The sequence below is a fragment of the Rhizobium sp. BG4 genome, assembly GCF_016864575.1.
Classification (GTDB): domain Bacteria; phylum Pseudomonadota; class Alphaproteobacteria; order Rhizobiales; family Rhizobiaceae; genus Rhizobium.
The window spans coordinates 266,219-287,613 of the sequence record NZ_CP044126.1; the positions used below are offsets into that span (position 1 = coordinate 266,219).

At 63.4% G+C, this 21,395-nt stretch carries 19 protein-coding genes; 3 read left to right on the plus strand and 16 right to left on the minus strand.

Annotated features, from left to right (window positions below; all coding sequences use genetic code 11):
- Positions 1-17: 17 nt before the first annotated feature.
- The 9 genes from F2982_RS21385 to oiaX form a co-directional block, all read right to left on the minus strand.
- The gene (locus tag F2982_RS21385; protein ID WP_203430807.1) at positions 18-1,874 is read right to left on the minus strand and encodes a hypothetical protein; all 1,857 of its coding nucleotides are present in this window, start codon (positions 1,872-1,874) and stop codon (positions 18-20) included.
- Positions 1,871-2,905: a Gfo/Idh/MocA family oxidoreductase gene (locus F2982_RS21390; RefSeq protein ID WP_203430808.1), complete on the minus strand. Its 1,035-nt coding sequence runs from the start codon at positions 2,903-2,905 to the stop codon at positions 1,871-1,873. Before F2982_RS21390 ends, F2982_RS21385 begins: the two co-directional genes overlap by 4 nt.
- Position 2,906: 1 nt before the next feature.
- A complete protein-coding gene (locus F2982_RS21395; RefSeq protein ID WP_112711011.1) occupies positions 2,907-3,968 on the minus strand; it encodes an ABC transporter permease in 1,062 nt (353 codons plus the stop codon).
- Positions 3,965-5,512: a sugar ABC transporter ATP-binding protein gene (locus tag F2982_RS21400; protein ID WP_203430809.1), complete on the minus strand. Its 1,548-nt coding sequence runs from the start codon at positions 5,510-5,512 to the stop codon at positions 3,965-3,967. Before F2982_RS21400 ends, F2982_RS21395 begins: the two co-directional genes overlap by 4 nt.
- Positions 5,509-6,153, minus strand: a complete 645-nt coding sequence (locus tag F2982_RS21405; RefSeq protein WP_203430810.1) for a DUF2291 domain-containing protein — start codon at positions 6,151-6,153, stop codon at positions 5,509-5,511. Before F2982_RS21405 ends, F2982_RS21400 begins: the two co-directional genes overlap by 4 nt.
- 78 nt (positions 6,154-6,231) lie before the next feature.
- Positions 6,232-7,173, minus strand: a complete 942-nt coding sequence (locus F2982_RS21410; RefSeq protein WP_203430811.1) for a D-ribose ABC transporter substrate-binding protein — start codon at positions 7,171-7,173, stop codon at positions 6,232-6,234.
- A 141-nt stretch (positions 7,174-7,314) separates the two neighbouring features.
- Positions 7,315-8,142, minus strand: a complete 828-nt coding sequence (locus F2982_RS21415) for a phosphogluconate dehydrogenase C-terminal domain-containing protein (protein ID WP_112711007.1) — start codon at positions 8,140-8,142, stop codon at positions 7,315-7,317.
- A gap of 91 nt (positions 8,143-8,233) precedes the next feature.
- Complete coding sequence (locus F2982_RS21420) at positions 8,234-9,565, minus strand: four-carbon acid sugar kinase family protein (RefSeq protein ID WP_203430812.1); 1,332 nt, start codon at positions 9,563-9,565, stop codon at positions 8,234-8,236.
- 5 nt (positions 9,566-9,570) lie between these two features.
- Entirely contained in the window at positions 9,571-10,827 is a 1,257-nt protein-coding gene (gene oiaX, locus F2982_RS21425) for a 3-oxo-isoapionate-4-phosphate decarboxylase OiaX (RefSeq protein ID WP_203431145.1), read from the minus strand.
- A gap of 184 nt (positions 10,828-11,011) precedes the next feature.
- Between oiaX and F2982_RS21430 the strand changes: the two genes are divergently transcribed.
- Genes F2982_RS21430 through dhaL form a run of 3 tightly spaced genes read left to right on the plus strand, consistent with a single transcriptional unit; the run spans position 11,012 to position 13,413 of the window.
- Positions 11,012-11,716 (plus strand): transcriptional regulator NanR, encoded by a 705-nt coding sequence (locus F2982_RS21430; protein ID WP_203430813.1) that lies wholly within the window; start codon positions 11,012-11,014, stop codon positions 11,714-11,716.
- 51 nt (positions 11,717-11,767) lie between these two features.
- Positions 11,768-12,778: a dihydroxyacetone kinase subunit DhaK gene (gene dhaK / locus F2982_RS21435; RefSeq protein ID WP_203430814.1), complete on the plus strand. Its 1,011-nt coding sequence runs from the start codon at positions 11,768-11,770 to the stop codon at positions 12,776-12,778.
- A complete protein-coding gene (gene dhaL, locus F2982_RS21440; RefSeq protein WP_203430815.1) occupies positions 12,778-13,413 on the plus strand; it encodes a dihydroxyacetone kinase subunit DhaL in 636 nt (211 codons plus the stop codon). The genes dhaK and dhaL overlap by 1 nt, the downstream gene beginning before the upstream one ends.
- 443 nt (positions 13,414-13,856) lie before the next feature.
- Here dhaL and F2982_RS21445 read toward each other — a convergent pair whose 3' ends face one another.
- From F2982_RS21445 to F2982_RS21475, 7 genes are all read right to left on the minus strand, one after another.
- Complete coding sequence (locus F2982_RS21445) at positions 13,857-14,312, minus strand: RpiB/LacA/LacB family sugar-phosphate isomerase (RefSeq protein ID WP_130281270.1); 456 nt, start codon at positions 14,310-14,312, stop codon at positions 13,857-13,859.
- Between the two features lie 10 nt (positions 14,313-14,322).
- Positions 14,323-15,093: a triose-phosphate isomerase gene (locus F2982_RS21450; RefSeq protein ID WP_203430816.1), complete on the minus strand. Its 771-nt coding sequence runs from the start codon at positions 15,091-15,093 to the stop codon at positions 14,323-14,325.
- On the minus strand, positions 15,090-15,866 hold the full coding sequence (locus F2982_RS21455) for a DeoR/GlpR family DNA-binding transcription regulator (protein WP_203430817.1): 777 nt from the start codon (positions 15,864-15,866) through the stop codon (positions 15,090-15,092). Before F2982_RS21455 ends, F2982_RS21450 begins: the two co-directional genes overlap by 4 nt.
- A 99-nt stretch (positions 15,867-15,965) precedes the next feature.
- On the minus strand, positions 15,966-16,901 hold the full coding sequence (locus tag F2982_RS21460; RefSeq protein WP_203430818.1) for a sugar-binding transcriptional regulator: 936 nt from the start codon (positions 16,899-16,901) through the stop codon (positions 15,966-15,968).
- 72 nt (positions 16,902-16,973) lie between these two features.
- Positions 16,974-17,906 (minus strand): TIM barrel protein, encoded by a 933-nt coding sequence (locus tag F2982_RS21465; protein WP_203430819.1) that lies wholly within the window; start codon positions 17,904-17,906, stop codon positions 16,974-16,976.
- A gap of 11 nt (positions 17,907-17,917) precedes the next feature.
- Entirely contained in the window at positions 17,918-19,429 is a 1,512-nt protein-coding gene (locus F2982_RS21470; protein WP_203430820.1) for a glycerol-3-phosphate dehydrogenase, read from the minus strand.
- Between the two features lie 37 nt (positions 19,430-19,466).
- On the minus strand, positions 19,467-21,032 hold the full coding sequence (locus tag F2982_RS21475) for an FGGY-family carbohydrate kinase (RefSeq protein ID WP_203430821.1): 1,566 nt from the start codon (positions 21,030-21,032) through the stop codon (positions 19,467-19,469).
- Positions 21,033-21,395: the final 363 nt, after the last annotated feature.

A 21,395-nucleotide genomic window follows, 5' to 3' on the forward strand; every position in this document is an offset into this window, starting at 1 on the left:
TGAAGCCGGCGGATTGCTCAGCCGTTCGCTGGAAACTCCACGATCGCCGTGCCATAGGGCGCGAGCACAATAGCGACGCCTTCGGCGACGGTCGCGGAGATATCGACGCTCAATTCCTGAGGCGTGATGTTCACGAGGCAAAGGGCGTTGCCCGCGGCCTTCTCGACGGTGAAGCCGAGAACCTGTGATGGTGCTGATGACTGGCATTCATGCCAGCGAAGCCCGGCCATGCCGGCAAGTGCCTTGACCGTGTGAAACAGCGAACGAACGGCGCCCGGTTCCGAAGGCTCGTTCTCGCCGGCGATCAGGCCGAAAGGCCCGGTGAGCGCCGAGAGCGTCAGGCATTCGAGATCCGCATCAATCACCTGCGCCGCATAGGCAAGCGCGAAGGCTTCGGCGAAGCGGCCGTTGTGGCGCGGATCGGTATTGGCCATCGGAATGCGCTTGCCGCCGGGATTGTCCATCGTCCGGCTGCCATAGGGGTTCTGGCGCATCGGGATGGTCGAGGGGCCGATGCGATAGGGTTTGTCGTCATAGATCGCACGCACCGAGCGGGTGATGAAGGGCAGCGCTTCCAGCGTCTGCATGACGCTGAGATCGTCGGCCGCATGGACGATCGGGTTGGTACAATGGGTAATGAAATCGAGATTTTCGGGCGGCACGCGCTTGCGGTTCAGCTCGGTGAAATAGCTGAGCATGCCGCCGCCGAGCCGGGCATTCGGGAAGGCGGCGAGCGCTGCGGCATAGACCTCTTCCAGCGGCGGGCATTCCGGCCACGTGCTGCCGGGCGGCGTCGATTGGCGGTCGACGGCGGGCGAGACGACGACGGCATCGGGGGAGAAGCCGGCCGCCGCCATCTCAGCCGCAATCGTGGCGGCTTCCTCTGCCGGTGACGCCGTGCAGGGCAGGGCGATTTCCAGCGTCGTGCTGCCGCGATGGATCTTTGCCAGCGCCGCAAAATCGGCGAAGGCCGCAGGGCCGTGGCCCGCGAGCGGATCGAAATGAAATAGCAGTTCCTGCGGGCCGATTTCGGCAAGGCGCGCGGCGGCCGCGAGTGTCGCCTTGGCCTCTCCGGGTGTTACGATCAGGCCGATCGAGGGCATCACTCCGGTCTTTTCGCCCTTGGCAATGGTCACCGGCTTCGCCTCGGCCGCCTGCGCTACGGCGGCTGGCCTGCTGTCGCTGATCGACAGGACGATCCGCTGGGTCTGCCGCTCGTTGGCAGGGATCTGATAGGGCCAGGGAAGGGCGAGCGGACGAACATAGGTCTTGTAGGAGGCATCGGACCAGTTGCGCTGGTCTTCCATCTCGAACGTGTCGCCCTCCATCAGGCACCTGGCGCTGACGCCGGAGGTCGCGCTATGGCTGATCGCCCGCATGTCCTTGAAAGGCTGCCAGGGGTCGATCTGATCGGGGAAGCGGGTCTCGACGATACGGCCGTCGACATGTTCGACACTTGCCGGCGTGCCCGCGATACCGACGATCGGATGGAGGATGCAGAAGCCGCAGCGGTTGGTTTCGAAGCCGGTTGGTGAGAGGGCCTCGGCGGCGAAGGTCAGCTCGCTCTCGCTTGCGTCGATCCGCACGGCAATCGCCAGCCTGCTGGCATCGGCGCCATCGCAATGGGCGGTGTAGCCGACCGAGAAGCTGTCGGCAACCTGCTTGATCGCGAGACCTTCTATCAGCGGGCTGTAGGTGCCCCAGTCGCGGTCGCGCACCAGATAGGAGATCGCCCGGAGCACCTCGATACCGTCATAGCGGATGGAGCGCAGATGGCCGTTTGCTAGGTCGGCGGTGAGCCGCCCGGCCGTCAGCGTGACGGGACGCTCTTCGGCCTCATGCGTGCCATAGAGGGCGAAGGCGTCGGTCGTCATTTCAGCATGGCCTCCACATCGACGGTCTTGCCGGTCGCAGCACTTTCATAGGCCGCCTCGACAAGCGCGAAGGTCTTGAGATTGTCGGCGCCCGATGTTGCGGGTTCGCCGCCATTCTTCAGCCGCTCGACCCAATGATCCTGGATCGCGTAGACGCTTTCCTGAATGTTGTGCCAGGGCCGAGAAGCCCAGGAGAGCAGCTGCGGTGAAGCGTCGGAAACGATGGTGCCCGCTGCATTGGTCACCTCGAGACGGTAACCGGTGGAAAGACGGATCGTACCGTCGCTGCCGTCGAGCTCAATTAGCGTCTCGGGAAAGGGCTCGGTGCCGAGCTTGGTCGCGTAGCTGACGTCTACGACCGAGGTCGCGCCGCTCTCGTGATCGAGCAGGATCGTCGCGACGTCCTCGCCCTTGATCTTCGGATTGACCCGCTTGGTGCGGGCCGTTAGCGTCTTGACGTCGCCGAGGATGAAGCGGGCGATATCCAGCGTATGGATGCCGAGATCCTCGATGATAAAGCGCTCGCCTTCGGCCAGATAGGGCTGACCGGAGAAGACGTCATAGCCCGAGCGGAAGGAGAAGCGGCCCCAGAAGGGCGTGCCGATCGCCTTGCTGTCGAGGAGGCGGCGCACCGCCTGGATCGGCGTCTGCCAGCGGAAATTCTCATGCACCATCAGCGGAATGCCGGCTTCGCGGCAGGCCGCCACCATCGCCTTGGCGTCCGCCAGCGAAAGCGCAAACGGCTTCTGGCAGATGACGGGTACCTTGTGCCTTGCGGCCATCTCGACCAGCGGACGGTGGCTCGGAACCGTGGTTGCGATATCGACGAAATCGAAGCCGCCGGCGGCGAAAAGCTCGCTGGCGTCGGAGTAGCGACGCTCTATACCGAACTGGTCGCCGACGGCCTTCAGCCGGGCCGGATCGCGGTCGCAGATCGCCACAATCCCGGCTCCTTCGACATCGCGCCATGCATGCATCTGGTTGACAGCGAAAAAGCCGCAGCCGATCAGGGCACCCTTCAATCCGGTCATATCAACCTGCCTTTGCCATCTGCATGAGGGTAACACGCTGCTGCAGGCGGCGCTGCGCCTGGTCGACGACGACGGCGATGATGATGACGAGGCCCTTGATGACCATCTGCCAGAAGGACGATACGCCCATCATCACCAGTCCGTCCGAGAGAATACCGATGACGAAGGCGCCGATGATGGTGCCGCCGATGGTGCCGCGTCCGCCCGACATCGAGGTGCCACCGAGAACGGCTGCCGCGATGGCGTTCAATTCGAAGCTTTCGCCGGTCGCCGGATGCGCCGCCATCAGTTCGGAGGAGATGACCACCCCGACGATCGCGGCGCACAGGCCGGAGAACATGTAGACGAAGATCTTCACGAGATCGACCCGGATGCCCGACATGCGCGCCGCCCGCTCATTGCCGCCGACCGCGAAGATATGGCGGCCGATCGGCGTGGAGCGCGCGACATAGGAGGCCACGAGCGCCAGCACGATCAAGATCCAGATCGACACTGGCAGGCCGAGAATGCGGCCGGCGCCGAAGAAATCGAATCCTGTCGTCGCATATTCGGGACGTCCGACGAGGTTCGGGAAGGTCTGGCCGTCGGAGGAGAGCAGCGCCAGGCCGCGGGCGATATAAAGTGTGCCGAGCGTCGCGATGAACGGCGCGACATTGAGCTTGGTGATCAGCAGGCCGTTGATCAGGCCGATGATGAGGCCGACCGCGAGGGTGATCAGCACGATCTCGAAAAGATTGAAGAAGATCGTGTAACCGATCGGCAGTTCGATGCCATAAAGGATCAGGCCGCCGGCGACCATGCCGCAGAGGCCGACGATCGAGCCGACGGAGAGATCGATGCCGCCGGTGATGATGACGAAGGTCATGCCCATCGCCAGGAAGGCGTTCAGCGCCACATGCTTCGACATCAGGATCATGTTCGCGGTCGAGGTGAAGTTCGGCGCGAAGATTGCAAAGAAGATGATGACGGCAAAGAGCGCGATGAAGGTTCTGAGCTTCATCAGCGTCAGAAGTGCGGAGCCGTTGGCGCCCTTTGGCGCGAGTGTCGTTGTTGCCGCCGTCATGACGCGATTTTCCCCTGGTGTCCGTGTCCCTTGGCCGAAGCCGCGATAATGGCATCTTCCGTCGCTTCGTCGCGGTCGAAGACCGCGATCAGCCGGCCGTTGCTCAAGACGGCGATGCGATCGGAAAGCGCCATGACCTCTTCGAGGTCAGAAGTCGAAAACAGGATGGCGAGCCCGTTGGCTGCCAGCCGCCGCATGGTTCTGAAGACATCGGCCTTGGCGCCGACATCGATACCGCGGCTCGGCTCGTCCATTAAGAGAACCCTCGGATTGGTCATCAGCGCCTTGCCGATCACCACCTTCTGCTGGTTGCCGCCGGACATCGAGGTAACCTCGAAATCCGGATTGGGTGCCTTGATCGAGAGATCCTTGATCGCCTCGGCAATGGCATTCTTCTCTGCCGTAGCGCTGATATGGAAGAAGCGGGCGAAGCGGCCCAGACTTGCGAGCGTGAGATTGCTGGCGATGGAGAGAACCTGCACCAGGCCCTCGCGCTGGCGATCCTCAGGGATCAGCGCAAGGCCGCGGCGGATGCGGCGGGTCGTATCGCGGGCGCGCACTTCCTCGCCGTCGATGAAGATCTTGCCGGTCGAATGCATGTGGCGGCCGATGACGCATTCGAAGAATTCGCTGCGTCCGGCGCCCATCAGGCCGTAGATTCCGAGAATTTCGCCTGATTTGACCGAGAGCGAGACGTGATCGACCGCAAGGCCGCCCGTCGGGCGCGGCAGCGAGATATCCTCGGCGCGGAACATCTCCTTGCCGACGGTGTGATTGACCGACTTGGCGAAATCCTTGGCATCCGAACCGATCATCGAGCGGACGATCCATCGGGTGTCGATATCCTTGACCATCGCCTGGCCGGTGATCTGGCCGTCGCGCAGAACGGTGATGTAGTCGCCGATCCGCATCAGCTCTTCGAGGCGGTGGGAGATGTAGACGATCGCCACACCCTGCGCTTTCAGCTCGGCGATGACCTTGAAGAGGATCTCGACTTCGGCCGCCGAAAGCGCCGAGGTCGGCTCGTCCATGATCAGGATGCGAGCGTCGAGCGACATCGCCTTGGCGATCTCGACCAGCTGCTGCTGGCCGATCGGCAAGTCTTCGACCATGGTTTCGGCGTCGATCCCGGCGTCGAGGCGCTTCAGGAAGCCGTTGGCCTTCTCCACCTGCGCCTTGTGATCGATGCCGAGTACGCCGCGGGTGATCTCGCGGGTCGCAAAGATGTTTTCGGCAACCGTCATGTTGGCGAAGAGGTTCAGCTCCTGGAAGATCATGCCGATGCCATGCGCCTGCGCATCGGCCGGGCTGTCGAAGGAGACCTGTTCGCCATCGAGGATGATCTTGCCGAGCGTCGGGCGCTCGACACCGGCGATGATCTTCATCAGCGTCGACTTGCCGGCGCCGTTTTCACCGACGAGCACATTGACCGCACCACGGCGCAATTCGAGATTGGCGCGCTTGACGGCGACGATACCCGAATAGACCTTCGAGACGTCGTCGAGGCGCAGGATGATATCGTTCTTGGCGGCGTCATCCGTCATGGGGCCACCGTCAGTTCCGAGGGAGTGACCAGCGGCAGGTCGCTGCCGGATGGCAACGGGAAGGCGCCGACAACGGTCACGGTCTTGCCGGTGATTCCGTCACGCGGAATGGCCGAGAGGAAGGCGGTATTGGCCTTCTCGTTGAAGGCCTTGCCGAACTGGGCCCATTCGATCTGGTTTTTGAATTCATTGAAATTGACGAAGTCCAGCGTGTCACGGAGTGCAGTGCCGCGCAGCGCCGGGCCGATCTGCACTTTTGCATCCGCCTTGCCGTCGCCATCCGCGTCGACGTCGAGTGTCGCGGCGCGCGACTGCGTGTCGGCGGCCACGACCTTGCCGGTGAATTTCACCGCATAGGTCCAAGGAGAGCTCGCCTGCTTCTTCGGGTTACCGTATTTCTCGCCGGCCTGATCGGCACCGGCAGCGACCGCCGCCACGACATCCTTCAGCTCACCGGCGCGCTTTTCGAAATAGGGCACTGCCTGCGACTGCCAGATCGCCTCGACCTTGGCATTCGGATCGAATGCATCCTTTGCAGCCGCCGCGGCCTTTTCCTCGGCAGTCGGCGTCTTGATGATCTTGCAGCCAGGCAAAGCCGCCGCCACGAGAGCGGCGATCAGGGCGCCCCTGATCCTCAACATGCTGTGAACCTCGAAATGATGTGAAATAGACCGCAGAGGGTCCGGTCTCCCGAACCCTCTGCCGCTGTTTTATGCCGATTACTTCGCCAGAGCGAAGGTTTCGAGCTTGGAAGCGTTGTCAGCGTTGATGAGAACGCAATCCATCAGCTGCTTTTCTTCCTTCGGCGTCGTCTTGTTCTTGATGTAGGCGTCAGCCTGCTCGACGGCCATCTGCGCCTGCGCGTATGCCGGCTGCAGAACGGTGGCCTTGATGCCGCCTGCCTTGATGGAGTCGCGAACGTCGTTCGAACCGTCGAAGCCGACGACGATCACGTCCTTGCGGCCGGCAGCCTGCAGAGCGGCAATCGCGCCCATGGCCATCGTGTCATTGCCGGAGATGACGCCCTTGATGTCCGGGTTGGCCTGAAGGATGGTTTCCATCTTGGCGTAGGCTTCGGTCTGGCTCCAGTTGGCCGACTGCTTGGCAACCGACTTCAGATCCGGATAGTCGTCGATGACGTCATGATATCCCTGCGAGCGGATGCCGGCATTGGTGTCGGATTCCTTGCCGACGAGCTCGACATAGTTGCCCTTCTCGCCCATCAGCTTGACGAATTCCTGCGCGCCGAGCTGCGCACCCTGATAGTTGTTGGACACGATCTGGGCGACGGCAACGCCGGTGGCGTTGATTTCCCGGTCGATGAGGAAGGACGGGATACCGGCGTCCTTGGCCTTCTTGACGGCAGCAACCGAGGCGTCGGCACCGGCGTTGTCGAGGATGATGGCCTTGGCACCGCGGCCGATCGCCGTGTCGATCATTTCCGACTGCTTGTTGGCATCGTCGTCATGGGTCATGACGAGCGCTTCGTAGCCGAGTTCCTTGGCCTTGGCTTCGGCGCCGACGGCCTCAGCCTTGAAGAACGGGTTGTCATGGGCCGGCGTGATGATGGCGATCAGATCAGCCGAAAATGCCGGCATGGCAACGCCGAGCGAAAGGGCGCCGGCGAAGGCAGCAAGGGTCAGTCTACGTGTAAAAGTCATGGTTTCTCCTCCCGAGTTTGACGCATGGGCCGGACCACCCCGGCCCGACCAGAATTCATGCGATATTCCATTGCCGGACCGTCTCTTGGACTCCCCACCGGGCCGGCGATGCGGCAAGACCTGAGCCTTGCCGCGGCATTGTCAGGTGATGCGCCGGATGCTTTCGGCGATCTCCTGAGGTTCGAAGACCTTCTTCCAGTCGTCGCGCATCAGCGCGGGGATGCCGAACTCGATCGCCTTGTTGCAGGCATCCGAGAACACGCCGTCGACTTCCTTGAAGATGACGGCGCCGAGCACGTTCATGTGGCCGAGCAGGAAGTCGCGGGCGGCTTCAGCCGGAACGCCGCGGGCAACGCATTCGTCCATCGCCTGGCGCATGACGACGAGCAGCGAGGCGCAGACGGTTTCCGAAAGGCCCGGCTCCAGCATCGCCATCTGATCGACGGTGACACGGTGCGAGCGCATGACCGGCGCCCAGATGACCTTGGCGATTTCCTCGCCGAGCGCGTAGGCGCCTTCCGGCCCCTGCATCAGCGCCGAGACGATGTGCTGCTTGGCGAACAGACCGCCGAAGTGATCCTTCTTCGCCTGCATGTCCGTCTCGTCGTTGAAGATCGGCGGATGGCAGGGATGGGTGACGAAATAGGTGAGATCGGCGCGCTCCGGCAGATGTCCGGCGAAGGGGGCGGCGGCGTCGAGAGCGACGACCATCGTGCCCGGCTTCAGCTTGTCGACGATACCGGCTGCGACCTTGCCGATCGCCGTATCGGGCACCGCGAGAATGACGACCTCTGCACCGGCAAGACCTTCATCGGGACCGACGCAATCGATACCGAGATCGTTCTTGAGGCGTGCCTTGCCGGCGTCGCTGACCTCCACATGGCGGACATCGAAGCGGGAACCTTTGAGATTTTTGGCGAGCCGGTAGCCCATTTTGCCACCAGCGCCGAAGAGGGCAATTGCAGTCATGTTTCCTCGCCTTTCGATTTTTCTATCAGCTAGCTCAACTGGTATGATGAGTCAATCACTATAGCAGTTTATATCAACATTTCAGTGGCCGTCAGGCCCTGCGTCCATCGCGAATCTGCGCGAAATAACCGTCCGAGCCGACCTGGCCGCCCTTGAGGGCGATCTGCAGGCCGTTGGTCGGTTCGTGCGCGCCGTGCGCCGTGCAGAGCGGCGAGCCCGGCGTCTGCGGCAGAGGCAGCAGCGTCGTCAGCGCCTCGACACGCAACTCACTCAGTGCGTGGCTGGACGTATCGCCGCCGGCGATGACGGCGCGCGTCAGCTTCTCGGCTTCGACAAGACGGCGCAGAATGATGCCGAGGCGGATGCCCAGGCGGTGGCGCGCTTCGGGGATGCGGTCGATCTCGGTGCCGCGATCGGCTGAGGGGCCGAGGGCGGTATGCAAGATGACGCTGCGGCCGGATTTCAGCGCCGACAGGCCCGAGGCAACGGCGCTTTCGATCGCCGCATCGCCGCTTTCGCCGACCAGCGCCAGGGGATCGACGGGAATGGCGTCGAAGCCGCTCTCCGTTGCATTGCGGATCTGCCGTTCCGTCGTCGGCGAGACACTGCCGGAGACGACGGCAAGACGCTCCACCGCGCCGGGCAGGGGAAACTCAACCTTGCCCGATGTCAGCCCTTCGCGTTCCCAGGCATGGAGCAGGGCGTATTGAATGCCCGACGATCCCGCAACGAAGAGGCCGCGATCGCCGCGCAGGCGCCAGACCTGCTCTCCGGCAATCGCCTGCGAAGCCGGTCCATCGACATCGACAAGCAGGATGCCGGGTTTGTCGGCGAGCAGCGCGTCGATACCTGCTGTTGCGTCTCCGGCGGTCATCGCCAGATCGGCAAGCCGGATCGGCAGGCTGGTCTGGGCGGCAAGATGTACGGTCAGGTCAGCCTCGGCCATCGGCGTCACCGGATGGCGGCTCATCACCGGGTGGCGGTCGATGCGGTAGACCTTGCCCTGATAGGCGGCGAAGAGATGCCCGAAGGCCGTGTAGCGCTTCAGCTGCGGCGCGCCGACGATCACGGGCACGCAGTCCTGTTCGAAGGTTTCCCGACCGATCTCGATCGCCTTGCCGATATTGCCGATTTCGGGGCTGGAATCGAAGGTCGAGCAGACCTTGTAATGGCAGATCGCCGCCTCGAGGCTCTTCAGCCAGGCGAAAGCAGGGCCGAGATTAGCGGACATCCATTGCGGCGTCTGGCTGCGGCTGGTCCCGGCGATGCCGATCGCCTGGCAATCGGCGAATTTGGCGAGCATTTCGGCACTCGGGACGCCGAGGAACAGAGCCGTCTTCACGCCATTCGAGGCGAGCGCCTCCATGACATCGGTGGAGCCGGTGAAATCGTCGCCGTAATAGCTGAGGAGCAGCTTGCTCATGACTCTCACGCGCCCTTGCCGTCAGCGAATTTGGCAATCGATGCGGCGAGTTCGGGGTGGTCCTTGGCATAGACATCGAGCGGGATATCGGCGACCGCCGCCTGCCATGCCTGCTGCACGGCGCGCACGCCGGCTGCCGGTCCGCCCGGATGGCTGACGATGCCGCCGCCGCAGAGATAGAGAAGGTCGGTCGTGCGGCCCGTCCGCTGATAGGTCTCCGGCGCCTGACCGCCCCACTGGCCGGAACCGGCGACAGGAAGCGGGCAATCGGCGGCGTCGAAAAGCGGCGTGCTGACGGCCTTGAAGGAGGCGACGAAGCTTTCGTCCGGCTCCCAATATTTGACGCGAATGCCGTTTATCTGGAACTGGTCGACGCCGAGCAGGCGCCAGAACTGCTGGTAAACCCTGAAATCCATGCCGGTCGCCGGGTTGCGGGTCAGGATATCCCAGCCGTTGCGATGCGCATGCAACACCAGACCGGAGCGCTTGCGCAGGAAGCTCATGCCGCCGAAGCCGATCGAGTTGATATTGACGACAGCGCAATTGCCGCCGGCCTTCAGGACGAGGTCGTGATTGCGCATCATCTCGTCCGGATCGGCATGCGAGATGCCGAACGCATACATCACCTTCTTGCCGGTCTTCTGCTCGTGATCGAGGATCAGCGGCATGATCGCCTCGACGCGATCCTTGAGCGGCGAGTAGGCCGGGCTCATCAGCTTCTCGTCGTCCTTGATGAAATCGACGCCAGATTGGATCAGCTCGCCGACGAGCTCTGCCGTCTCGTGTGGACGCAGACCCAGCGCCGGCTTGACGATGGTGCCGATGATCGGGCGTCCCTCGACGCCGGTCAGCCTGCGGCTGCCGGGAATGCCGAATTGCGGGCCGGGATGCGCGCCCTTGAATTCCGGGGGAAGCTTCAGATCGACGATGCGGATGCCGGTCATGCCCTTGATCGAATAGACGCCGCCGATGGCGATCGTCATCAGCGCCGAGAGATCGGTGCCGATCGCATCGAGCGGAAAGGCGATATCGACATCGGCGCGCTTGAGCGGCCCGTGCCCTTCGGCAACCTCCGGCCAGCCCGGCGCCTTCGCATCCTGAAGCGGGCGAATCGCCAGCACCCGGGCCGCGACCCGCGCCTTCAGCTCCTCCGTCTCGCCGGGAACCGGAACGAAGGTGCCCGTGGACTGGTCGCTGGCGATCTTCTCCGCCATGGCCTCGATGCTGCCAGGGGTTTCGATGCGATAGGTAAGGGTGATCATGCTCACGTCGGTAATGCTCCTCGGGCCAAGACCGGCATCTTGGCGTCACTCATTAACTGGTATAATGAGTATTCCAATTTGCGCAATCGGAAAGTTTCGATCCGAGCGCAAATGAGCCCATCGCGGCCTTTGTCGCGGCGGCGCAAAATGCTAAAGGGAGGGGAGTTTGAGCCAGCGAGACATCATGACCCAACCAATCGAGCAAATCGTTCGCCGGAAGCTTTCCGACGAGGTTTTCGACAGGCTCGAACGCATGATCACCTCGGGCGAACTGAAGCCCGGTGATGAAATGCCCTCCGAGCGCGTGCTGATGGAGCGTTTCGGCGTCGGCCGTCCGGCGATCCGCGAAGCGATGCAGTCGCTGGCGGGGATGGGGCTCGTCAACATTTCCCACGGCGAGCGCGCCAAGGTTTTGAAGCTGACGGCGAAATCGATCTTCCAACAGGTCGATCTGACGGCGAAGATCATGCTGTCGCAATCGGCGGACAGTCTGGAAAACCTGAAGAGCGCCCGTATCTTCTTCGAGCGCGGCATGGCGCGAGAGGCCGCCCAGCGGGCGAGCGAGGCCGATATCGCCGAATTGAAGCGGATCATCGAGCGCCAGCGCGAATCGCTCGGAAATGCGGAGGATTTCATCTCCGCCGACATGCAGTTCCACACCCGCATCGCGCAGATATCGGGCAACCCGATCTTCGGCGCCGTCAGCGAGGCGATGCTTGCGTGGCTGCGCGAATATCACACGGAAATGCTGATCTGGACCGGCAAGGAGAAATTCACGCTGGTCGAGCACGAAGAGATCGTCGAACGGCTTGCGGCCCACGATGCCGACGGTGCAGAATCGGCGGTGCTGAAACATCTCGAACGCTCGAGGGCGCTCTACACGAAATAGGCAGCCGTCCGCCTGGGAAGAGGGGCGGCGGCATGCATCGAAGGAGGATCGATGACGGTCAAGAAGATCATCAACAACGGCGCCGATGCCGTTGACGAAATGCTGGCGGGCATTCTCGCCGCCCATCCCAATCACCTGAAGCGCGTCGAAGGCACGGCCCGTTCGGTCGTCGCCGTCGATGGCCCGCGCCAGGGCAAGGTCGGCCTGGTGATCGGTGGGGGCTCCGGCCACGAGCCGAGCTTCGTCGGCTTCGTCGGCCGCGGCCTCGCCGATGGCGCGGCGATCGGCAATGTCTTCGCCTCGCCGCCGCCGGATCCGGTCCTCGAATGCGCCAAGGCCGTCAATGGCGGCGCCGGCGTGCTCTTCATGTACGGCAACTATGCCGGCGACGTGATGAATTTCGACATGGCGGCCGAAATGGCGGCGATGGAAGATATCGAAGTCCGCACCGTGCTGACGACCGACGACGTCGCCTCGGCTCCGCGCGACCGGAGAGCGGATCGCCGTGGCGTGGCGGGCAATGTCTTCGTCTTCAAGATCGCAGGTGCTGCCGCCGACCGGATGATGGATATCGATGCCTGCGAGGCGGCAGCCCGCAAGGCCAACGACCGCACCTTCACCATGGGCGTGGCGCTCGGCCCCTGCTCCCTGCCGCAGACGCGCAAGCCGAATTTCGAACTCGGCGAAAACGAAATGGAAATCGGCATGGGCATCCATGGCGAACCCGGCGTCGAGCGCGGTCCGTTGAAAAGCGCCAACGAGATCACCGACCAGCTGCTCGACAAGATCCTGCCGGAAATGAATGCCGCGCGTGGCGATCGCGTTGCCGTGCTGGTCAACGGCCTCGGCGCGACGCCACTGATGGAACTCTACATCATGACGGCCCGCGTCAAGGAGCGGCTGGATGGCGAAGGTCTGAGGATCCACTCGACGCTGGTCGGCAACTATTGCAGCTCGCTCGACATGATGGGCGCCTCGGTGACACTGATGCATCTCGACGACGAGCTGCAGACCCTTCTCGACCACCCCTGCGATTGCGCCATGTTCCGGAGCGGCCGCTGATGGCTGAAATCACCGCACAGGACCTGCGCGCCATGTTCTCGGCGATCGCCGTGACCATCGCCGAAAACCGCGATCGCCTCAGCGAACTCGACGGCGTCATCGGCGATGCGGACCACGGCATCACCATGGAACTCGGCTTCTCGACAGTGAAGACGGCCCTCGCCGCCAACGAGGCCGAAACCGATCTCGGCGCCATCTTCAACCTCGCCGCCAAATCCTTCCTCAACGCCGTCGGGGCCTCCTCCGGCCCGCTCTACGCGACCGCCTTCATGCGCGCCGGAGCGGTGCTGAAGGGCAAGACGGCGGCCGGCGACGAGGACATGGTCAAGACCTTCGGGGCGATGGCCAAGGGCATCGAGGACCGCGGCAAGGCGGTGCCGGGCGAGAAAACCATGGTCGACGCCTGGCGGCCTGCGGCAGATGCGGCGGAAGCCGAGTTTGCGAAGGGCGCGACGCTGGCGGCCTGCCTCAAGGCCGCGGCGGATGCGGCAAGCGCCGGGGCGGAGGCGACGAAGTCGATGCTGGCGACCAAGGGTAGGGCGTCGCGACTGGGCGAGCGGGTGCTCGGGCATGCCGACCCCGGTGCGGTTTCGGCGGCGCTGGTTGTTGCGACGATGGCGGAGAGTTTGGGGTAATGGTTCCGGGCGTGTGCCCGTGTGCCTAATGCTGCCGACGTTTGCTCCAGGCGCGCAACCGCCAACTCCTCCCTCATTCCTGTGCTTATCATAGGAAACCAGCCACGGCGCGTCTGCGCCGTGAATGAATCCATAGAGTGAGACGAGTCTTCTGCCGCGCCAACGCGCGGCTGGTGGATCCCTGTGACGGGGACAGGGATAAGGGAAGAACTGCACCCGGAGCCCCCTCATCCGGCCCCGCGGGCCACCTTCTCCCCGCCGGGGAGAAGGGAAGATGAGGGTCGGCCCACGCCAGCTTCCCCTCTCCCCTCGGGGAGAGGGTAGGGTGAGGGGGCTCCGGGCACAGCAGTCCTTTCAATTCCCGCATGGGGCCTTCGGCTTGACGATAAGCGCACGCGTCACAGGCGCGGGTGCCTCATCGCGAAGGCGCCCACCCAAAAAACTCACCGCGCGTTATACTTCGCGTCCAGCTCGTCCATCGCCTTCACATTCCCGGCAGACCGGCCGTTCTCATCGAACGTCTGGGCCAGAAACGCATCGGCAATCGACTTCGCCAGCTCGGTACCAATGACCCGGGCGCCCATGGTGATGATCTGGGCGTTGTTGGAGAGGGCCGCGCGCTCGGCCGAATAGGTGTCGTGGGTGAGTGCGGCGCGGATGCCCGGGACCTTGTTGGCCGAGATGCAGACGCCGATGCCGGTGCCGCAGACGAGGATTGCCTTGTCGTAGGTGCCGTCGAGAACGCCCGACGCGACACGGTCCGAGAGATTGGCGTAGAAGGGGTCGGCGCCGCCGTTGGTGCGCGATACTTCGTGCACCTCGAAACGGTCCTTCAGATGATCGGCCAGAACCTTGGCGAGACCTTCGCCGGCGCTGTCTCCTGCAATGGCAAGCTTCATTGTCGTTCTCCTAGAGTTTGGCGGCGCATTTTGCGAGAATGTCGAGGTAGCCTTCGACATTCCAGGCCGAACGGCCGATGAAGAGCCCGTCGATATGCGGGCTCGAGATCAGTTCTTCGCAGTTTCCGGGGTTGACCGATCCGCCGTAGAGGCAGGGGATCTTGCGGCCGAGGGCCTCTTCGGCGACCGCGATGATTTCCGCCTGACGGGCGTCGGCATAGTCGGCCGTTGCCGGGATGCCCTTTTCGCCGATCGCCCAGACGGGCTCGTAGGCGAGCAGGATCTCGGCGGATTTCTGGTCGCCCGAGAGCTTCGAAAGCGCGCCGCGCACCTGTGTGGCGAGAATGTCGGCGGCCTTGCCGCTTTCGCGGTCTGCCAGGGTTTCGCCGATGCAGATCAGCGGGATCAGGCCGTGGCGGACGGCGGCTTCGGTCTTCAGGCCGACGGTCTCGTCGGTCTCGCCGAAATGTTCGCGGCGCTCGGAATGGCCGAGTTCGACGATATCGAGGTTGCAATCCTTCAGCATCACCGGCGAGACCTCACCGGTCCAGGCGCCCTGGTCGGCCCAATGCATGTTCTGGGCGCCGACCTTGACGGAGGTCTCGGCGAGCATCGCCTTGACCTCGCGCACGGCCGTGAAGGGCGGAATGACGAAGCGCTGGATGCGCGGATCGCGGGCGGCATCGGCAGCTTCCAGGCCGCGGGCAAACTGCTGCGCCTCGGCGAGCGTCTTGTTCATCTTCCAGCTGGTGCCAACCCAGAAGCGCGGTTTTTCGGTCATGTCGGGTCCTGTTCCGATGCAATGGTGAGCGTTATGCCCGCCTGTACGAATTCCTCGATGACAGCAGCGTCCGGCGCGCTGTCGGTGATCACGGCGTCGAAATCGGCAAGATCAGCCATGACATGCAGCGCCGTGTGGCCGATGCGCTGGTGATTGACCAGCAGGCAGGACCTTGCCGAAGACGTCATCATCGCCCGCTTGGTGCGGACCACGTTGTCGTCCATGTGATAGGCGCGCCTGCCGCTGACGGCGGGCGTCGAGATGAAGGCGATATCGGCCCTGAGCTTCGACAGCGCCTCTTCGGTGACGACGCCGAGATAGGCGTTGAACTTCGCCGAATAGATGCCGCCGAGCGCGATCAGCGTGATGCCCGTTTCTGCCTTCAGCCGCTCCATGATCGCCGCGTTGTTGGTGATCACGGTCAAAGGCCGCTTCTGCAGCAGCATTTCGCCGAGCACCGCAGCCATCGATCCGTCATTGACCATCACGGTCATGCCGGGTTCGACGAGCTCCAGCGCGCTCTTGGCCATCGCAACCTTGGCCTCGTGGCCCTGGCGCTCGCGGATGCGGAAGTCGCTTTCGAACTGCGTTCCGGCGTCGATCGTCGCGCCGCCTCGCACCTTTCGAAGCACGCCCGCCTGCTCGAGATCGTCGAGGTCACGATGGATCGTCATCTTCGAGACGATGAAGCGGTCGGCAAGATCGTCGAGATCGACGGTCTTGTTCTCGACGAGCAGATTGACAATCAGCTGCTGCCGTTCCTCGCGCTTCATTCCGGTCTCCACCCATCTCCTGATGTTAAGATAACGGATAAATCGTGATAATCAACATTATTTGTGTTATTTTGCGATCAACTCTTGTTGCCAATCACATCATTTCAACAGTGTCTGCGCTGTGCGTTCATCGGTGATCAGGCCGTAAAGGCGGTGGCTTTTCAGGATGGCGCGGATGGCCGGAACCTTCGACTGCCCGCCGGCAAGCGCCACGAGCCGCTCGTCTTTGGTTTTCGGGAAGGAGGCGGAGAGCGTGCGCGCCGTCAGCGCCGTATCCAACATGTCGCCATCGGCATTGAAGAAATGCCCGAGGATTTCGCCGACGCCGCCGGCAGTCGCGATATCGTCGATCTCGCTCGGCTCGACCATACCCGAGAGCACCAGCTGCGCATCGGCATCGACAGTGCCGAGGCCGACGAGCTTCAGGTCGGCATTGTTGGCGAGGTCGAAGACCTCCTTGACGGCGCGCTGCGCTTTCAGCACCTCGCGGTCGTCGCCTGTGTTGGCGAAGAAGGGGACGGGCATGACATAGGCCTGCGTTCCCGTCTTCTCGGCGATGCGGTGCATCACGTCATAGGGATTGGCGCCGTAGTTGCGCGTCAGGCCTCCCAGCAGCGAGACGAAGCGCAGGTTCTTGGCGCCGACTCGCGGCATGTACTGGACGGCGGCCGACAGGGTGCGGCCGTGGCCAAGGCCGATTACCTTGTTGTCGCCGCGCTCGATCTCGCGCTTCAGATAGCCGGCACCGGCATGGCCAAGCGCGCGCAGCGGCAGGCCTTCCTCGCCGAGATCGGGGGCCACTTCGCAATATTGCAGGCCGTAGCGCTCCGAAAGGCGGGCCTCCAGCTCGACGCATTCGACGATGTCGCCGTCGATCGTCACCTTGACGACGCCGTCGGCGACCGCGCGGGCAATCAGCCGGTGCGCCTTGACCGAGGGCACGCCGAGACGGCGGGCGACATCGGATTGCGTCAGGCCTCCGGCGTAGTGCAGCCAGGCAGCGCGTACCGCAAGCGTATCATCGGCGTCCGTCATTGCGGCTCCCTTTGAAACAAGTCCCTGCAACTGTCACGTTGCGATATCTCCAGCCTTTTACGGATCTCTGCCTCAGATGTTCAAGTCGTCTATGCCGGTGTCGATGTAAGGCGCCCAGAAGGCGACGCTCTCGGCGATCTGCGGGATCACTTCGCGGTCGTTCGGCTCGCGTTCCTTGAAGGAAAGCTCGAGGCAGATCTCGTTGTTGACGGCCCCACCTTCTGCGAAAGCCTTCAGCAGCGGCGCCGGCTGGATCCGGCCCTTGGCGTTGAATTCGGCGGTGAACGGCCGGTGGCCGCCCTTGTCCATCAGGCTCTGCTTGATGTGGATGATCGGCGAGACCGGCGGGACGGCGCGCGCCCATGCATAGGGATCGAAATCATCAGGGTTGGCAGAGGTGACGTCGCCGTGGTCGATATCGGCCATCATCCACATCGGGATCGCCATATTGGCCGCCGTCAGCCGCTGCTGCAGCGAGAGACATGCGGCGATCGTCTCGCCGAACTCGCGGCCGATGCTCATCGGCTCCCAGAAAACATAGGAAAGACCGGCGGCGCGGCCATGGTCCGCGACTTCGGCCCAGCTGTTGATGGCGATCTTGATCAGCTCCTCGCGCTTGGCGGGATCGTCGAAATCCCGGTAGGTGAAGATCGCGAATTGCGTGCCGACGGAATCGCCGCCGAGATCGGCGGTGATATCGGCGAAGGTCTTGAACCAGTCGATGTAGTAGCGGCGGACATCGGCGTCCGGATGGCCAAAATGATTGAGGCGGCCATAGGGGCCGGTCATGCCGGAAGTGACGCGAACGCCGGTGCGCCGCAGCGCCGAATTCATGCTCCGCGTCAGGCGGCGGATGACGGGCGCCTGCCAGCTCGGATTGATGAATTCATGGGTCAGCTGCAGGTCGCGGATCTTCAGGTCGCGCGCGACGGTATCGATCAGATCGTCGGGGTCAGCGAAGCGGTTGACCAGCGGATTGGTGTTGAGCGAAAGCGTCAGCGGCATCTTGACCTCCCTCAGGCAGCGGCAAGGCGGGAGGAGGCGAACCAGTCGGCAAAGGCTGCGCGTTCCGCTTCGCTCATATGCAGGTAATGCTTGGTGCGGCGATAGAGAATGTCTTCGGCCGTTTCCGCCCATTCGGTCGCCACGAGATAGCGCGCTTCCGCCTCGTAGAACTGCCCGCCGAAATGGCGGCCAAGGCCTTCGAGGCCCGTCGCGCCGGCGACGACGTTCTTCGTCCGGGCGCCGTAGAGGCGGCCATAGTGATGGACGAGCTTGCGCGGCATCCAGGGGTAGGTATCGCGCAGGCTGTTGGCGAAGGTTTCGTAATCTGCATTGGGGATTTCGCCGCCGGGGAGCGGCGCCGACTGGGTCCAGTCCCCGCCCATGTTCGGAAAGATATGCTTGAGGCGATGCAGGCCGCGCTCGGCAAGCTCGCGGAAGGTGGTGATCTTGCCGCCGAAGACATTGAGCAGCGGCGCGCCGCCGGTTTCATCGAGATCGAAGACATAGTCGCGGGTCACGGCGGATGGATTGCCCTTGCCGTCGTCGAAGAGCGGGCGCACGCCGGAGAAGCTGTGCAGCACGTCCTGACGGCGGAGCTTCTCCTTGAAGTAGCGGTTCACGGCCTTCAGCAGGTAATCGATCTCTGTTTCGTCGGCGGAGACGTCCTCGGCGCGGCCCTCATAGGCGATATCGGTCGTGCCGATCAGCGCCTTATCGCCCTCGTAGGGGTTGATGAAGATGACGCGCTTGTCGTGGTTCTGAACGAGATAGGCATTCGAGCCGGCCCAGAATTTCGGGACGATGATGTGGCTGCCCTTGACGAGGCGCACGTTGCGGGCCGAGTTCGATCCGGCGACACGGTTGATGATGTCGGTGACCCAGGGACCGGCGCAATTGACCAGACATTTGGCCCTGAAAGTGCGCGTCTCGCCTGTCGTGCTGTTCTTGGTGACGACAGTCCACGCACCATTCTCGCGCCAGGCGGAGACGGCAGGCGAACGGGTCAGCACGATCGCACCTTTTTCGGCGGCGCTGACGGCGTTCAGAACGACGAGGCGGGCGTCATCGACCCAGCAGTCGGAATATTCGAAGCCGCGCTTGTATTGATCGAGGATCGGCGTTCCCTCGGGATCGCGCAGTAGGTTGAGGGTGCGCGTGCCCGGCAGCTTCTTGCGGCCGCCGAGGTGGTCGTAGAGGAAAAGGCCGAGCCGCACGAGCCACGCCGGGCGATCCTGCGGGCTGTGGGGCAGCACGAAGCGCATCGGCCAGATGATGTGAGGCGCGGCATTCAGCAGAACCTCGCGCTCGATCAGCGCTTCGCGCACCAGGCGGAACTCGTAATATTCGAGATAGCGCAAGCCGCCATGCACGAGCTTGCCGGAGCGCGACGACGTGCCCTGCGCCAGGTCGTCCTTTTCGCAGAGCGCCACCTTCAGTCCGCGGCCGGCCGCATCGCGGGCGATGCCCGCGCCATTGATGCCGCCGCCGATGACGAAGAGGTCGAGGGTTTCCGGTTCGGTCATGTCATGCTCCTTCGATGCTTCTGCATCAGAACTTGAGTTACGCGCCTGGCCTCGCAGCAGTGGCGAGCTTGTCCCAGGCGGGCGCCATGGCCTGGCGCACGTCCGTGTAGGCGGAGAAAAGGCGATCGAAGCGCGCGGCTTCGGCGGCATCCGGGATTTCGGGCTCGCCGAGCAGCGGCGTCACCCAGTCGGCAATGCAATCGTCCATCGTGGCGTAGACGCCGACCGCGACCGCAGCCATCATCGCCACACCGGCTGCACCGGTCTCTTCGCGCCGGGACTGGCGGATCGGCGCGTTGACGGCAGCAGAAAGCGAGCGGCGCAGTCCGAGCGAGCGGGTTGCGCCACCGGTGATGCGCAGTTCTTCAGGCATCGCCCCCATCGCCGCGTAGCAATCGCGGGTCGCAAGGCCGAGGCCCTCGACGACCGAGCGGACGAGATCCGGAAAGCCGTGACGGGTGGAAAGGCCCGTGAAGCCTGCCCGGGCATTGGCGTTGACGAAAGGCCCGCGCTCGCCGGCCTCCGAAATATAGGGGTGGTATAGCACCGACCCCGGCTTGCTTTCGGCAAACCAGCCGTCGATCCGGGCGATCAGGTCAGAGTGCGAAACGGTCTTCCCGGCGTCTGCCATCAGGTAAGCGGCAATCTCCAGAATCCAGTCGATATTGATCGTCGAGCCCATATTCGTCTGTACCTGGGTGACAATGCCGGGGATCGGCAGGGCGATGACATAGCCCGTGCCTTCGCTGTTGAGATGAACGTCGGCCACCGCCTTGGCGCGCATGTGGACGCCGGTGGAGCCGATCGTCGAGCAGGCGGCATTGCGCCCGCTGCTGCGCACACCGGCGCCAAGCGCCGTCATCACCATATCGACATAGCCGAGGCAGACGGGCGTTCCCGCAAGCAGACCGCAGGCCTTGGCGGCTTCCGCCGTCAGGGGATGGCTGACTTCCGTGCCGTCGATGATCTCAGGCAGAAGATTGCGGCGGCGCTCGAGGCCGAGCGCATCGATCACGACGCTGTCGTATTGGCGCGTCCGGAAATTGCCGAAGGTGAAGCTCGCCTCGGAGGGATCGGTGGCGCGGATGCCGGTGAGATTGAGATAGAGCCAGTCCTTGCAGTGCAGGGCGGCTTCGCTTCGGTCGAGGAGTTCAGGCGCGACCTTGTCCATATGGGCGAGCTGCGCGCCCTGCTGGCAAGTGTTGAGGCCGGTGCCGGTCGCTTCGAAGCGGGCGCGGTTGTTTACTCCGCCGGCAAGCCGGGTCACCGTCGAGGCGGCGCGGGCATCGAGCCACAGCCAGGCGTCAGCAACAGGCGCATTGTCGCGGCCGACGAGCCAGGTGCCGTCGCCCTGTCCGGTCACGGCGATCGCGGCAGTGCGCGCGGCGAGATCGGCGACCTTTTCACCTAGGCCGCGCAATGCGCTGGCGCAGTCCGTCCAGGTCTGGGCGAGGGATTGCGTCGCCGAGCCATCGTCGCCGGTCGCGTACTTGTTGCGCACGGAAGCGGTTGCGATCTGCCGGCCTGCGAGATCGAACGCCACCGCCTTGATCACGGATGTTCCGGCGTCGATCCCGATGATGATGTTCTGGGTCGATGTCATTGCAGACTATCTCGCCAATGCTGCGAACGCCGCGACGGGCAATACGCGCGTCCAATCCATCTCAAGTCCTCCCGATCGGCCTTTCACGAGGGAACAATCCCCCAGCCGCATCATTTGATCCGCATGCCGCCAGCGGCAAGCCGCGGCCTCTGCAAATGCCGGATCGAATATTTGCCGAAACCTCCCATAGGCCTCATCGCAAAACATAACATAAAGATATCACTTTGCCAGCAAGATTTTTCTGGTCATGAAAAATTTTTCAGATAAAATGGATGACATAGGAATTTAGAGCGTCGGCTCCGGCCAAGTCTCGATGAGCGCACGATCAGCCAGTACACAGCTGATGGAAATTCTTATTTTTCA

Excerpts from the sequence above, each read along its gene's own strand:
- F2982_RS21385 (WP_203430807.1), bottom strand. The coding sequence starts at position 1,874 with ATGACGACCGACGCCTTCGCCCTCTATGGCACGCATGAGGCCGAAGAG.
- F2982_RS21390 (WP_203430808.1), bottom strand. The coding sequence starts at position 2,905 with ATGACCGGATTGAAGGGTGCCCTGATCGGCTGCGGCTTTTTCGCTGTC.
- F2982_RS21395 (WP_112711011.1), bottom strand. The coding sequence starts at position 3,968 with ATGACGGCGGCAACAACGACACTCGCGCCAAAGGGCGCCAACGGCTCC.
- F2982_RS21400 (WP_203430809.1), bottom strand. The coding sequence starts at position 5,512 with ATGACGGATGACGCCGCCAAGAACGATATCATCCTGCGCCTCGACGAC.
- F2982_RS21405 (WP_203430810.1), bottom strand. The coding sequence starts at position 6,153 with ATGTTGAGGATCAGGGGCGCCCTGATCGCCGCTCTCGTGGCGGCGGCT.
- F2982_RS21410 (WP_203430811.1), bottom strand. The coding sequence starts at position 7,173 with ATGACTTTTACACGTAGACTGACCCTTGCTGCCTTCGCCGGCGCCCTT.
- F2982_RS21415 (WP_112711007.1), bottom strand. The coding sequence starts at position 8,142 with ATGACTGCAATTGCCCTCTTCGGCGCTGGTGGCAAAATGGGCTACCGG.
- F2982_RS21420 (WP_203430812.1), bottom strand. The coding sequence starts at position 9,565 with ATGAGCAAGCTGCTCCTCAGCTATTACGGCGACGATTTCACCGGCTCC.
- oiaX (WP_203431145.1), bottom strand. The coding sequence starts at position 10,827 with ATGATCACCCTTACCTATCGCATCGAAACCCCTGGCAGCATCGAGGCC.
- F2982_RS21430 (WP_203430813.1), top strand. The coding sequence starts at position 11,012 with ATGACCCAACCAATCGAGCAAATCGTTCGCCGGAAGCTTTCCGACGAG.
- dhaK (WP_203430814.1), top strand. The coding sequence starts at position 11,768 with ATGACGGTCAAGAAGATCATCAACAACGGCGCCGATGCCGTTGACGAA.
- dhaL (WP_203430815.1), top strand. The coding sequence starts at position 12,778 with ATGGCTGAAATCACCGCACAGGACCTGCGCGCCATGTTCTCGGCGATC.
- F2982_RS21445 (WP_130281270.1), bottom strand. The coding sequence starts at position 14,312 with ATGAAGCTTGCCATTGCAGGAGACAGCGCCGGCGAAGGTCTCGCCAAG.
- F2982_RS21450 (WP_203430816.1), bottom strand. The coding sequence starts at position 15,093 with ATGACCGAAAAACCGCGCTTCTGGGTTGGCACCAGCTGGAAGATGAAC.
- F2982_RS21455 (WP_203430817.1), bottom strand. The coding sequence starts at position 15,866 with ATGAAGCGCGAGGAACGGCAGCAGCTGATTGTCAATCTGCTCGTCGAG.
- F2982_RS21460 (WP_203430818.1), bottom strand. The coding sequence starts at position 16,901 with ATGACGGACGCCGATGATACGCTTGCGGTACGCGCTGCCTGGCTGCAC.
- F2982_RS21465 (WP_203430819.1), bottom strand. The coding sequence starts at position 17,906 with ATGCCGCTGACGCTTTCGCTCAACACCAATCCGCTGGTCAACCGCTTC.
- F2982_RS21470 (WP_203430820.1), bottom strand. The coding sequence starts at position 19,429 with ATGACCGAACCGGAAACCCTCGACCTCTTCGTCATCGGCGGCGGCATC.
- F2982_RS21475 (WP_203430821.1), bottom strand. The coding sequence starts at position 21,032 with ATGACATCGACCCAGAACATCATCATCGGGATCGACGCCGGAACATCC.